The organism is Kribbella voronezhensis (assembly GCF_004365175.1).
GTDB classification, from domain to species: Bacteria; Actinomycetota; Actinomycetes; order Propionibacteriales; family Kribbellaceae; genus Kribbella; species Kribbella voronezhensis.
In genome coordinates, this window is the sequence record NZ_SOCE01000002.1 from 961,893 (window position 1) to 974,344 (window position 12,452).

Below are 12,452 nucleotides of genomic sequence, written 5' to 3' on the forward strand. Positions count from 1 at the left end.
CGCGGGGCGTGGGTAGCGATGATGTCGAGGCCACAGCGGCCTGATGACGAGTTGCATGGCGTCGCTGCCTTCCCTCGGGGTTGCGCTTTCGTCGTACCACGCCCCGCAGTGGGTTCGCTTCTTTCTGGTCAGCGGGTGTCGGTGGTGGAGGCGGCTACCGCTGCCCGGCCGGCTTCCAGGCGAGCGACCGGAACGCGGAAGGGGGAGCAGGAGACGTAGTCGAGGCCGGCCTGGGCGAAGAAGTCGATCGAGCCCGGGTCGCCGCCGTGCTCGCCGCAGACGCCGATCACCAGGTCGGGGTTGGCCGCTCTGCCTTCGGCGACTGCGATTTCCACGAGCCGGCCGACGCCCTCGCGATCCAGCGTTTCGAAGGGAGAGACCGCGAAGATGCGGGACTCCAGGTAGCGGGGGAAGATCGTCGCCTCGACATCGTCGCGACTGAAGGCCCAGGTGAGCTGGGTGAGGTCGTTGGTGCCGAACGAGAAGAAGTCCGCGGCACGGGCGATCGCCCCGGCGCGGAGCGCGGCCCGCGGTACCTCGATCATCGTCCCGATCCGGATGGCGAGCCGCTGTCCGGTCTCGGCGGCGACGGTGGTGAGCACTTGCTCGATCTCGTGCCGGACCAGCCGCATCTCCTGCTCGCCGGCTACGAGCGGCACCATGATCTCGGGCCGGACGTCACCGCCGGCCGCGGCCACCGCGGCGGCTGCTTCGGCGATCGCCCGGGTCTGCAGGGCGAACAGACCGGGGATGACGATGCCCAGCCGGACGCCACGCAGACCGAGCATCGGGTTCATCTCGTGCATCCGGCGTACGGCGGCCAGCAACCGGTCCGCGTCGGAATCGGCGCGCCCTTGCGCGCGGTCGACCGCGACCCGAACCGACAGGTCGGTGAGGTCGGGCAGGAACTCGTGGAGCGGCGGATCGATCAGGCGCACCGTGACGGGCAGGCCGTCCATGGCCGTGAAGATCTCGGTGAAGTCCGCGCGTTGCAGGGGCAGCAGCTGGTCGAGCGCTGCCTGCTGCTCGACCGGTCCCTCGGCCAGGATCAGCTGTTCGACCAGTTGCCGGCGTTCACCGAGGAACATGTGTTCGGTGCGGCACAGACCGATGCCCTCGGCACCGAAGCGCCGCGCACGCCGGGCGTCCGCGGGCGTGTCGGCGTTGGCGTGGACGCCGAGCCGGCGGCGTCGGTCGGCATGCCGCAGGACGCGGTCGACCGCGGTGACCAGTTCGTCCGTTTCGTTGCCATCGGCCCCTTTTTCGAAGAAGGCGACCACCGGTGAGGGCACGACCGCGACGCGGCCGCGGTAGATCGTGCCGGTCAGGCCGTCGACCGACAGCAGGTCACCCTCGACGATCTCGACACCGCCTGAGGCGACGGCGCGACGGGCGTCGGCGTCCACGGTCAGCGTGTCCACGCCGCAGACACAGGTCTTGCCCATGCCGCGGGCGACGACGGCCGCGTGGGAGGTCTTGCCGCCCCGCGTGGTGACGATGCCTTCGGCCGCGACCATGCCCGGCAGGTCGTCCGGTGTGGTCTCGCGACGAATCAGGATCACCGGTTGTCCGGCGGCCGCGAGTCGTTGCGCCTCGGCCGAGTCGAAGGCGGCGACGCCGACTGCCGCGCCCGGCGAAGCCGCGACACCGCGAGCCAGTACCGGCGTGTCGTGCCCGCTGTCGAAGCGGGGGAACATCAGGTGGGCCAGTTGCGTACCGCTGACCCTGGCGAGGGCTTCGTCCAGCGTGATCAGGCCCTCGTCGACCAGTTGGACGGCGATCCGGAAGGCGGCCGCCGCAGTACGCTTGCCGACCCGGGTCTGCAGGATCCACAGCCGCCCGCGCTCGATCGTGAACTCGATGTCGCAGAGGTCGCGGTAGTGATGCTCCAGGGCAGACATGGCCGCCAGCAGTTCCTGGTAGCTCGCGGGGTCGATCGTGCGCAGCTCGGCCAGCGGCACAGTGTTGCGCACACCGGAGACCACGTCCTCGCCCTGCGCGTCCTGCAGGTAGTCGCCGTACACCCCGGGTTCGCCGGACGCGGGATCGCGGGTGAACGCGACGCCGGTGCCGCTGCCCGATCCACGGTTGCCGAAGACCATGGCCATCACGTTGACCGCCGTGCCGAGGTCGTCGGGGATGCCTTCCTGCCGCCGGTACAGCTCGGCCCGCGGTGTCGACCAGGAGCGGAACACCGCACGGATCGCGAGCTCGAGTTGCTCGTGCGGATCCTGCGGGAACTCCCGGCCGGAGTACTGCGCGATGACGCCCTTGAGTGCGCCGCAGGCCCGCTCGATCGCGGGCGTCGGCAGCTCCTCCGGGGTGGCCACACCATGGACGGCGTACTCGGGCGACATTGCGGCCTGCAGGAGTTCGTCCGGCACCTCGAGCACCGTGCGCGCGTACATCTGCAGTAGCCGACGGTAGGAATCCCACGCGAAGTGGTCGTCGCCGGAGTGCTTGGCCAGCCCGTGGACCGAGCGGTCGTTGAGGCCGATGTCGAGAATCGTCTCCATCATGCCGGGCATCGAGAATTTCGCACCGGAGCGCACGGACACCAGCAGCGGATCTTCAGCGTCGCCGAGTGCCCGGCCCAGCTCGTGCTCCAGCCGGCCCAGGTGGGCGGCGACCTCAGCGGACAGACCGGAGGGAATCTCCCCGGTGGTCAGGTAGGCACGGCAAGCCGCGGTCGTGATGGTGAACCCCGGGGGGACTGGCAGGCCGAGCCGGGTCATCTCCGCAAGGCCGGCGCCCTTGCCGCCCAGCAGATCGCTCTGCTCCTTGCTTCCCTCGGTGAAGTCGAAGACGAAGGACGTTCGGTGCTGTGTCGTGGTCATCAAGCCACCTCCTCTGCCACCTTCACGAAAATCCGCGGCACGGAGCAGGGTCTAAAGTCCCGACTAGGCGGCCGATGTGCCGGTGCGGAACAGCTCCGCGATCGAGCACCGGCTCCTGCCGCGGCCCGCTCCGGCCCAACGCAGCAAGACAAACATCCGGCGATGTTGCCCACGGCAAGATCGGTGTCACCGCGACGAACCCAGCACGGGGTGATCAGCGGCAAAGGTCAAAACAATCACCGAGACGGTGCGTTGATGGGCGTGGCGGTCGCCGGCTGCGGGACGAGGCGCAACGTTGACAGGGCTGGTCCTCGCGAGGATGGTGGGCAGCACGGGGCATATGCGGGCGGGGGTGTCGGGCAGCTCCGTCGTCGACGGACAGTGGCGCCGAGATCTTGTGCCGCCCGCAGGGAAGCTCAGCCGCATGGCGAAAGTGGGCGCTGCAGGACTGACCGCGATCGAGCGGTCCCTGGGGGCAATCCATGCCTGGACGCTGCCCGAGTCGAAGGACACGCCTGTCCCTTTGGCGTGAGAGCCGATCGGTCCGGCTTCAATCATTGCGCAAGACCCCATGGAGATGGTTTTGATGACGACATCCGTCGCATACCCCGTGCACGTGAACGCCGCGCTGGATCCGCACTCTTCCAGGTTGCTCTGGCTCGTCAAGTGGATCCTCGTGATTCCGCACTACGTCGTCCTGGCATTCCTGTGGATCGGGTTCCTGCTCAGCTCGGTCGTAGCGTTCTTCGCGATCCTGTTCACCGGGCGCTACCCGCGCGCCATCTTCAACTACAACGTCGGCGTCATGCGGTGGTCCTGGCGAGTGACGTACTACGCGTACGGCGCGCTCGGCACCGATCAGTACCCGCCGTTCACGCTGGCCGAGGTCGAGGACTACCCCGCACATCTGTCCGTGGACTACCCCGAGCACCTGTCCCGCGGACTCGTCCTGGTGAAGTGGTGGCTGCTCGCGATCCCGCACTATCTCGTCGTCGGCATCTTTGTCGGCGGTGGTTCGTGGGCCGCGAACCGCTCGGACAACTGGCAATGGAACCTCGGCGGCAGCGGCGGCCTGGTCGGCATTCTGGTGATCATCGCCGCCATCATCCTCGCCTTCACCGGCGCCTACCCACGGCCGCTGTACGACGTGATCCTCGGAATGAACCGCTGGGCACTGCGGGTCGCGGGGTACGCCGCCCTGATGACCGATGTGTACCCGCCGTTCCGCCTCGACCAAGGCGGCAGCGATCCCGTCCTCGCCGTCCCGCCTGTTGGAGCCGGTGAATAGTCAGATGGACCCGGCCGCACACCGCCAGCTCAGCAGTACGGCGTACACCAGGAAGATCGCCACGCTGACAGGCTGGCTGATGGCGGTCACCTTCGTTGCCTCCATCCCGGCGTACTTCGTCTTCTACGCGCCACTTCGTGATCACCCGGGGTCCATCACCGGGAGCGGCTCCGACCCGACCGCAAGCGTGGCGTTGGGAGCTGTCCTCGAACTCGTCGTCATCATCGCCAATGTCGGCACCGCCGTGGTGCCCTACGCGATCTTCAAGCGCTACAGCGAGAGCCTCGCGCTCGGGTACGTCGCGGCGCGGCTCGTCGAGGCCATGTTCATTGCCATCGGCATCGTCAGCGTGCTGACCTTTGTCTTCCTGCGGCAGGAAGGCACGGCCGGCACCGACGCCGCTCTCGGCCAGGTCTTCGTCGCAATCTACGACCGGGCATTTCTGATCGGGCCCGGCTTCTTCGCCGGCGTCGCGAACGGAATGGTCCTCGGCTACCTCATGTATCGCTCCGGCCTGGTACCACGACGGATGGCGATGCTGGGGCTGGTCGGCGGGCCACTGATCGCGGCTTCGGGAATCGCCGTCATGTTCGACGTCATCGGCCGTGGCGGCGCGGTTCAGGGCATTGCGACGATTCCGGAGTTCTGCTGGGAGTTGTCGTTCGCCATCTACCTCATCGTCAAGGGATTCCGGCCGTCTCCACTGCTGGCTGAGCTCGACAGGGAACACCTCACAGGCGCCGCGGGCTCATAGCCGGGCCCAGTGCCGAAGACTTGCCAACGAGCGGCAGTGCGGCTTGAGTTCAGGGCAACCGGGGGCGCGGGCCCTAGAATCGAGCGGGTCTTGCTTCGAGATGGCAAAGGGGTGTGGGGCGCTGTCGTTGCACCAGTTCGATTTTCGGATCCTTGGGCCGCTGTCGGTGACGTGTGGTGGCGAGGAGCTGTTGCTGGGTGGACCGAAACAACGCGGGCTGCTGGCGGCGTTGCTGCTGAACTCGAACCGGCGAGTCGCGCTCGAACGTTTGGCTGAGCTCCTCTGGGACGAGCCGCCGCAGTCGGCGACCGCGAACCTTCGGACCTACGCGTCCGGGCTGCGCCGGGTGATCGGTGATCGTCTGCTGGCTCGGGACGGCGGGTACGAGCTGGCCATCGGTCCGGGGGAGTCGGACGTCGAGCGGTTCGGCGAACTGGTGTCGCGTGGCAGGGCGGAGCTGGCGGCCGGGAACCAGTCGGCCGCCGACAGCCGGCTGCGCGAGGCGCTCGATCAATGGCGCGGCCGATGTGGTGAGGACTTGCCTGGCGACATCCCGCTGGCTCGGCACCTGGGCCTGCTCGACGAGCAACGCCTGCTTGTTCTGGAGGACAGCCTGCAGCTGCGGCTGGACCTTGCGGACTTGCGCCAGACGGTGACCGAAGTACGGGTTCTGCTGACCGATCACTCCACTCGGGAGCGGTTGTGGGCGGTGCTCATGACCGCGCTGTACCGGAGCGGCGATGTCGCCGGATCCTTGGCCGCCTATCGTGCAGCGGCCGAGGCGCTGGACCGCGAACTGGGCATGCGGCCGGGCCAAGAGCTGCGTGACCTGCAGCAGGCGATCCTCGCCCGCGATCCTGCCTTGGAAACGGGCGAAGCCGTCAGAACGCCCGGTACGCCGGTGCCCGACATCCCGCGACAGCTGCCGAGGGACAGCCGGGTGATGGTCGGTCGCGACGACGAGCTGGCCGCGATCATGGCGGTGTGCTCCGGCGCGGGCCGGGATCCGGCGCAGCCGACCGTGGTGTCGATCGACGGGCAGGCCGGGGTCGGCAAGTCCGCGCTCGCGTTACGAGCCGCGCATCTGCTCGCCGGCAGACATCCGGACGGCCAGCTGTACGTCGATCTTCGTGGCACCACGACCGGACTTGAACCCGTATCCAGCGTGCACGCGCTGGCCGGACTCCTCCGCGCGTTGGGGGATCCGCACCAGACCAGCCTGGACGAGCACGAACTCGCCGCCCGGTTCCGCACCATCACGGCTGATCGCGCGCTCCTGCTGGTACTCGACAATGCCAGTCACACCCAGCAGGTGTTGCCACTGCTTCCGGCTAGCGGGAATTGCACCGCCCTGGTGACCAGCAGGCGTCGGCTCACGACGCTGGACGCCTCGTTGTGTCTGTCGCTGGACGTGCTGTCGCCGGCGGCGGCCCGCGCCACGCTGACGGAGTACGGGCCGCCCGGTGAGCAGGACGAGGAGGGTGCGGTCGCGGATGTAGCCGAACTCTGCGGGCGGCTGCCGCTCGCGCTTCGGATCGCGGCGGCTCGCCGCGCCTCGCGCCCCGACTGGTCACTCGCCGAGCTCGCGCGGCAGCTTGCCGACGACCGCCGTCGGCTGGACGAACTGAGCACCGACGACGTCAGTGTCCGGGCCGCATTCGCGGCGACCTTCGACGCCCTGCGGCTCGGCGACAAGCCCGGCGAATCCACGGCCGCCGAGCTCTTCCGACTCATGGGTGCGCTGCCAATGCCGACGTACGGCGAGGAGGTGCTGGCCGCACTCGCCGATGTCGCCGAAGCGGAGCTCAAGTTGGCGCTTCGGCGGCTGGTCGATCTGCACGCGGTCGAGCCTCGGGCCGGGCGGTTCGTGCTGCACGATCTCCTTCGGTTGTTCGCTGCCGAACTTGCCGAGCACGAGCTGACCGACCACGAGCGCGAGGCTGCGCTGGCGCGTGTCTTCAGCTACTGTGCCGAGGCTTCGCGGCAGGCGCGTGCGCAGTTCAGGCCGGTACGACGTGATCTTCCCGCGGTGGTGTCGATCGCCCGGCAGGCACCACGGCCACGATGCGACACGATCGACCAGGCCGCGATCTGGTTCGACTCCGAGCGCGAAGCGCTCCGGGCGATGGTGCGCATTGCCGATCGCGGGCCGGCTGAGCTCTACTTGCCGACCACGGTCATCGTCGACGCGCTCTCCGCTGACCTCGAACGTGACCAGCGGTTGCCCGAGGCAATCGAGCTCAATGAGACGCTGGCCCGCATTGCCGAGCGGAACGGGGACAACGTCGAGGCGTCCGACTGCTGGCGATATCTGGCCAGCTGCCATCAGCGGCTCGGCAACCGGACGCTTGCGCGCGACTACGTCGCGCGTGGAATCGAGTTGGCCCGGAAGACCGGGCAGACCACCAGGCTCGTTTCGGCGCTCAACACGTTGGCGATCTTCAATACCGAAAGCGGTGACTTCGGTGCCGCGGAATCCCTGGTGACGGAGGCCCTGGGGCTGGTCGGCGACAGCGACGAGGTCGCAGTCGGAATCCTCCTCAACACCCAGGGGATGAACGCGCGCTGGGCCGGTGACAACGCCAAGGCAGTCGGCCATCTGCTGGCGAGCCTGGCGATTCGAAGGCGGGTCGGGGACCGAGTGGGGCAGGCCTACACGAGGTACCAGCTCGGCCGGGCGTATCTGGCATCGGATCGGCTGGAGGACGCTCTGCTCCACCTGAACGCCCTCGTCGAACTGGCCGTCGACCTGTCCGCCCGTGATCTCGAGCGCGAGGGCCGGATCGCCCGGATGCAGGTTCTCAATCGTCTCGGCCGCCTCGTCGAGGCCAAGGAGGACCTGGCTCAGGCCCTCGACCTGTGTGAGGTCGTGGGGCAGGTGACGGCGCGCTCCCAGGTGCTCGTGGCCGCCGCGGATCCTGCTGCCGACCCGGAGCGGGACACGGCCCTGGCCACCGGCTGACAGCCCGCCGATGTCCCGGGGCGACGCCTGCCGCCCCGGGACGACGTACGGGTCAGCAGCTCCCGACGTGCTGCCAGGAATCACAGCGGATGGTCGCGCACTCGACGTTCCGGTAGCACGTCCGCCGGAACTTGACGTGGTCGAGGCACTTGTAGTCGTAGTAGGTCACGGGACAGGCCGAGGCCGCTGCCTGGGGCACGATCCGCGCCAGCGCCTGGTCCGCAACTGCCCTGAGTCTGGTGAGCATGCGAGTCCTTCCTTGGTCAGCCGGTCGGTCGACCGGATTGATCGTGACGCTAGGCGCGCGGCGTACAGATCGGGATCGATGGTGCATACAGGTACGGCGATGCCGCCGGTACTGCGGAGTTCGCTCGCACCGTCCTTGGCCGGGAATCACCGGCCCACCTGTCGCAGTACGACGCCGAGCACGCGCTCGCCGGCGTAGGACCCGGCCGTTCGCGAGTCGACGCTGTTGGCCGCGTTGTCGCCGAGCAGAATCAGCTGGCCGGCCGGAACGATCGCGTGTGGCACGGTTCGGGCGACCTCGGGTGGCACCAGCTGTCCGGGCAGGCCGGCGATCCGCTTCACCACCCAGCGATGGTCGCCGACAGCGCCGAACGGAGGCGACGTCGCCGGGGACGCGGAAACCACGACGACATCGCCCCGCCGGAGACCGTCGGCCGAGGTCCGGCGGACCAGCAGCCGGTCTCCGGGCCGGTACGACGGCTTCATGCTGGTGCCGTCGACAGTCACGACGACATAGCGACCGCGCATCCACCACAGGATCGCCGCGATACTCGCCGACCCCACAGCGGCGGCGAGGAGTGGCCGGATCACTGGGCCAGCTCCTCCAACTGATACCCCGACGCCTGCTTGCGGAACAGACCGGCGTACACACCGCTGCGCGCGAGCAGGGCCTGATGGCTGCCCTGCTCGATGACGCGGCCGCCGGACAAGGTGATGATCAGGTCCGCGTCCCGAAGCGCGCCGAGCCGGTGCGAGATGAGCACACTGGTACGGCCCCGGCGCAGGCCGCGCAGACGGTGGTGCAAGTCGTGCTCGGCATCGGCGTCCAAGCCGGAACTCGGCTCGTCGAGGATCATCAGATCACGGTCCTCGCGCAGCATCGCCCGGGCGGTTGCGAGTTTCTGCCACTGGCCGCCGGACAGGAACACACCGGTCCCAGGCGTTTCGTCGGCCTCGTCGGCTTCGTCGGCGAAATTGCGGCTGAGTAGTGTCCGGTAGCCCTTGCCCAGCGCGCGAACTGTCGCGTCGACACCGGCGTTGCGGCCCGCGGCCTCGATCCGGTCGAGGTCGGTGATCGCGCTCAGGTCGCCGAGGCCGATGTTCTCGGCGGCGGTCAGGTCGTAGCACATGAAGTCCTGGAACACCGCTCCGATGCGCAATCGCAGCTCGGCGACCGGGACGTCGCGAAGGTCCACACCGTCCCAGAGGATCGCGCCGCGGGTCGGGTCGTACAGGCGGCAGAGCAGCTTGACCAGCGTGCTCTTGCCCGCGCCGTTGTGCCCGACCAGGCCGACCGCGGATCCGGCCGGGATGGTCAGGTCGACCCCCGCCAGCACCCAGGGCAGGTCCTCGCCGTAGCGGAACCAGACGTCGCGGAACTCGATTCCACGGCGCAGTACGGGCAGGGCGCTGGGTACGGCCGGCTCGAGGAGGTCCGGCTCGGTCCGTTCGACGTCGCGGAAGTGCTCGAAGACCAGCAGATCGTGATTGAGCTCGGCAACCGCCGCGACCGCACCGCCGATCCCCGTCTGCAACGCGGCAACCGCGGCGACGACCATGGTGAGGTCACCGGCGGTGAGGCTGCCGCCGACCGCTGTGAATGCTGCCCAGACCAGGCCCGCGCCGCTGACCAGTGCGGTCAGCAGCGCGAGGCCGGTCTGGGTGGCGAAATCACGACGGTCGACGCCGCGCCGCAGTACGTCGGCAGACCGGCGCTCCGCGAGCATCCGATCCCCGAAGAACCCGGCCAAGCCGAACAGGCGGATCTCCTTGGCCGCTTGGATCTGGGTGAGCAGGCTGCTGTAGAAGACCTCCCGTCGTTCCAGCGGACTGGTGTTCCACAGCAGGGCCGCACGTCGGCGGCTCATCGCGAGTTGGGCCAGCACGGCCGGCACTGCCGCCAGGACGACCACGGCGGTCAGGAGCGGACTCAGCGTGAGCATCGACGTCACGAAGCCGCCGATGACGACCAGAGCCCTTCCTACGCTCAGCAGTTGGCTGAGGATCTGGCATGGTGCGCTGGACCCTGGGGAATCGGCGACGCGGAGCCGGTTCAGGAACTCGGGATCCTCGAACCGTCGCAGGCCCTGCAGCCTGGCGACGGCATCGAACAGGCGGCGCCGCGCCACGAGCTCGGCTCGTCGGCCGTGCTCGTTGCCGAGATAGTTGTCGACCGGCGCGAGGACGCCCACCAGCAACGCACTGAGGGCGAGCAACAGAACGGGCGGCGCGATCAGGCCCACGCTCGGATCAGGTCCGGTCAGGCGGTCCAGGGTGTACTTCGTGCACCACGCGGCGGCCAGCGGTGCGACGCCCTGCACGACCATGACGAGGACCCGGCCGATCGCCAGGTGCGGTGCCGCCTGCCACGTGAGGAACACGGCCGAACGGGTGGCCGCGAATCTGCTCACCGCGCGGTCACCATCGGCAGGCCGTCGACCGTCGTGTCGACGGCGGCAACCCGGCCGTCCTCGTCGAGCAGGAACACCGCCGGATAGCCGTACGCCGACAGCGCCTCGACCACCGTCGCGCGTTCGCTCGTCACGACCACCCGGGCCACCGCCTCGAGCGCCTGGTGGCCGGCGGCGTCGCTTCCGGTGCCATCGACGATCACTGCGAGCACCCGCTCGCGATCCAGTCCGGCGGCGTACGCGACGAACCGCGGCAGGGCTGCCTCGCACGGGGGACACCCGGGCGAGAAGTACCCGACGAGGGTTTGCGCGCCGCGCAGGTCGCGATCCGAAACGGTCTCGCCGTCGGTTGTCGCCGCAGTGAACGGACGGATCGTGGTCCCGACGGGCAGCGGTTCGGGCGGCGGTTGGACGGGGTTCATCGTGCGCAACCGCCGCACGATGGCGAGCGTGAGAAGGAGATTGAGCGTGCCCAAGACAGCGAGCAGAACGACGGCGGCGGTCAGATACGGCATTGGAGCTCCTGTGTCAGCGGGCGGTCGATGGCGTGAACAACTCGACGAGATCGTCGAACGCGACCAGCAGCGCGGCGCCGATCAGTCCGGCGAACACTGCCGTGAGAACGCCGGCAGGCTGCAGATCGCCGGCGCCGGCGCCGGCGCCGGCGGCGTTGGCGGTGGGCACCAGCCCGGTGAGCGCGATCGCGGCGAGCAAGCCGTTGCGGGTCAGGTGCTTGCGGCCGAGGGGAGCACCGGTGGCGCCGAAACAGGCGCACGACGCGGTGACACCGCGCATGAGCAGCACAAGGATGCCCACGCAGAAGATCGTGAGCAGGCAGAGACATCCGATCAGGCCGACGACGGCCGACAAGGGAACGGCCAGCGCGCAACCCGACTCGATCGCGACGATCCCGGCCGCCGCGACGCCGGCGTACCGGTCGGGCACCAGTCCAAGCGTCCGTACGGAGCGGCGGAAGGTCGCGAATGCCCGCAACTTCGTGACGGCTGCCCACCCGAAGACCGCGGTGAGCAGCGCCTGGCTCGCGACAGTCAGGTACTCCACGCATTCACTCCTCGATCGGCTGCCTCTCGGAGTGGACGCTAAGAGCCCGGCATACAGACACCTGCACAGCCGCTGTACAGCCGTCACCCGGCCAGGCGACTAGTCGGCGAGCGGGGGATCGCCGGTCGGCTTGGCGAGGCTCAGGTGGGTGCTGACCTGGTAGCGATCACCGCGGTAGGCGGCGCGGGTGAACTCGAACCTGCGGCCGTTCTGGTCACGGGTGGTTCGCTCCAGGATCAGGATCGGCGCGTCGAGTGCGAGGCCGAGCAGGGCGGACTCGATGGCGTCGGCCGCTGCCGCGGCGTGAGTTTGCTCGGCATCGGTCGGGATCACGCCATAGTGCTCTTCGAGCAACGTGTAGAAGGAATTCTGCTCGACAGCCTGTACGTCGAAATCGGGGACGATCTCCTGCAGAACGTGGATCGTCTCCAGACAGATCGGGTCGCCGTTGACGAGGCGTTGCCGGGCGATCCGCAGTACGGCTGTGTTGGGTGTGACCTGGAGCCGGTTGCCGATCAGGGTGCCGGCTTGGATCGTGGCGTGGCTGAGGACCCTGCTGGTCCAGGTTCCGGGTGCTGTCGCTCCGTGGGTGCCGGTGATCTGCTGAGCGACCTTCGGGTTGCCGACGAACATGCCGCGGCCGTGCTCGCGCACCAGCCGGCCATCGCGGACCAGGTCGTCGACGACCGCGCGCAGGGTGGGTCGGGAGATGTCGAGTTCGGCGGAGAGTTGGCGCTCGGACGGGATCGCCTGGCCGACGGCCCGCGACTCGACCAGGCCGAGCAGGTACTCGCGTGCCCGGTCTCGCTTTCGCAGGCTGCCTACCACGAGGACCCATCCTTGTTGACGCCGGAAGGTCTCGTATCTTACGCCGCTTCGCCAGGTCGGCACG

At 68.8% G+C, this 12,452-nt stretch carries 10 protein-coding genes; 3 read left to right on the top strand and 7 right to left on the bottom strand.

Annotated features, from left to right (window positions below; genetic code table 11):
• Positions 1-128: 128 nt before the first annotated feature.
• On the bottom strand, positions 129-2,837 hold the full coding sequence (gene ppdK, locus EV138_RS31795; RefSeq protein ID WP_133983570.1) for a pyruvate, phosphate dikinase: 2,709 nt from the start codon (positions 2,835-2,837) through the stop codon (positions 129-131).
• A 586-nt stretch (positions 2,838-3,423) separates the two neighbouring features.
• On the opposite strand from ppdK, the gene EV138_RS31800 reads away from it, so the two are divergent.
• From EV138_RS31800 to EV138_RS31810, 3 genes are all read left to right on the top strand, one after another.
• Positions 3,424-4,125, top strand: a complete 702-nt coding sequence (locus EV138_RS31800) for a DUF4389 domain-containing protein (protein ID WP_133983571.1) — start codon at positions 3,424-3,426, stop codon at positions 4,123-4,125.
• Positions 4,118-4,879, top strand: coding sequence for a DUF4386 domain-containing protein (locus tag EV138_RS31805; protein WP_166678825.1), 762 nt, complete (start codon positions 4,118-4,120; stop codon positions 4,877-4,879). Before EV138_RS31800 ends, EV138_RS31805 begins: the two co-directional genes overlap by 8 nt.
• A gap of 127 nt (positions 4,880-5,006) precedes the next feature.
• The gene (locus tag EV138_RS31810) at positions 5,007-7,841 is read left to right on the top strand and encodes an AfsR/SARP family transcriptional regulator (RefSeq protein WP_166678826.1); all 2,835 of its coding nucleotides are present in this window, start codon (positions 5,007-5,009) and stop codon (positions 7,839-7,841) included.
• Between the two features lie 52 nt (positions 7,842-7,893).
• Here the strand turns inward: EV138_RS31810 and EV138_RS31815 are convergent, their stop codons facing one another.
• The 6 genes from EV138_RS31815 to EV138_RS31840 form a co-directional block, all read right to left on the bottom strand.
• Positions 7,894-8,088, bottom strand: coding sequence for a hypothetical protein (locus tag EV138_RS31815; RefSeq protein WP_133983574.1), 195 nt, complete (start codon positions 8,086-8,088; stop codon positions 7,894-7,896).
• A gap of 146 nt (positions 8,089-8,234) precedes the next feature.
• Positions 8,235-8,678 carry a S26 family signal peptidase gene (locus tag EV138_RS31820; protein ID WP_202867024.1) on the bottom strand — a complete coding sequence of 148 codons (444 nt, stop codon included), beginning with the start codon at positions 8,676-8,678 and terminating at the stop codon, positions 8,235-8,237.
• Positions 8,675-10,498, bottom strand: a complete 1,824-nt coding sequence (locus tag EV138_RS31825) for an ABC transporter ATP-binding protein (protein ID WP_202867025.1) — start codon at positions 10,496-10,498, stop codon at positions 8,675-8,677. The genes EV138_RS31820 and EV138_RS31825 overlap by 4 nt, the downstream gene beginning before the upstream one ends.
• Positions 10,495-11,013, bottom strand: coding sequence for a TlpA family protein disulfide reductase (locus EV138_RS31830; RefSeq protein ID WP_133983575.1), 519 nt, complete (start codon positions 11,011-11,013; stop codon positions 10,495-10,497). Before EV138_RS31830 ends, EV138_RS31825 begins: the two co-directional genes overlap by 4 nt.
• A gap of 13 nt (positions 11,014-11,026) precedes the next feature.
• Positions 11,027-11,560, bottom strand: a complete 534-nt coding sequence (locus EV138_RS31835) for a MauE/DoxX family redox-associated membrane protein (protein ID WP_166678827.1) — start codon at positions 11,558-11,560, stop codon at positions 11,027-11,029.
• 99 nt (positions 11,561-11,659) lie between these two features.
• A complete protein-coding gene (locus EV138_RS31840) occupies positions 11,660-12,388 on the bottom strand; it encodes a GntR family transcriptional regulator (protein ID WP_133983577.1) in 729 nt (242 codons plus the stop codon).
• Between the last annotated feature and the right edge of the window lie 64 nt (positions 12,389-12,452).